Source organism: Bartonella sp. AP57NXGY (assembly GCF_042195805.1).
Taxonomy (GTDB): Bacteria; Pseudomonadota; Alphaproteobacteria; order Rhizobiales; family Rhizobiaceae; genus Bartonella.
Map to the genome: position 1 here is coordinate 1 of NZ_JBHIOZ010000387.1, position 986 is coordinate 986.

Annotated in this window: 1 protein-coding gene; it reads right to left on the reverse strand. The window is 41.9% G+C overall.

Features of this window, described 5'->3' with window-relative positions; genetic code table 11:
• On the reverse strand, positions 1-915 hold a 915-nt coding region (locus tag ACFIL8_RS11050; RefSeq protein WP_375689835.1), incomplete at its 3' end, for an Mrp/NBP35 family ATP-binding protein.
• Between the last annotated feature and the right edge of the window lie 71 nt (positions 916-986).

Sequence of the window (986 nt, forward strand, 5' to 3'; positions counted from 1 at the left end):
TTCTCGACGTTCCGCTTCTGCCCGTGCACCACCATAGCCAAAAATATCATAGCGTTTTCCCGTATCAGGAGCGATAAAATAACTCATATTCTCAATGAGTCCTAAAATAGGAACATTAACTTTCATGAACATTTCTATTGCTTTACGTGCATCCACTAAAGCAAGATCTTGGGGCGTAGAGACAACCAACGCACCTGTTAATTGTACCTGTTGGGCAAGCGTTAATTGTGCATCCCCTGTACCGGGCGGCATATCAACGACTAAAACGTCCAGAGGCCCCCATACAACATCTCGTAACAATTGCGTTACAGCTGCCATAACCATAGGACCACGCCATACTACCGGCTTTTCTTCCTCAACCAAAAATCCCATCGACATCAATTTAAGTCCAAATTTTTCAAGAGGTTGAATCTTTTTTTCTCCAATAAGCTGTGGTTTTTGATTAACAAGTCCTGTCAAACGTGGCAACGAAGGACCATAAATATCAGCATCCATCACCCCCGTCTTGAAACCAGAATCTTGTAAAGCTAAGGCGATATTTATTGCCATCGTAGATTTTCCGACCCCTCCTTTTCCAGAAGCAACAGCAATCACATGCCGCACACCTTCTATGGGCATTTTGATCGGTAAGAGATTTGCTCTTCGACTAGGTGCTGTCTTTGTTATTTTTTCTGCTGTAAGTGTAACAACAGCAGATTTCACTCCCTCCAAAGCACATACCACCTTTTCAGCAGAACGACGCAATGATTCCCATTCTTGCACACCTCCATCAGGAACTGTAATGGAAAAGAAAACCTTACCATCAGCAATTAATATTTCTGAAAGAAGACCCAACGACACAATATCGCTTTCAAGATCTGGTCCTTTGATTGTACGTAATACGTTACGGACAGCCTCACTTGTGATAAGATCCATGTTCTTTCCTCTCTATAAAAATACCAGCAAATATAAGCATAAGAACGAAAAATACTTACAAGGTTCATCAC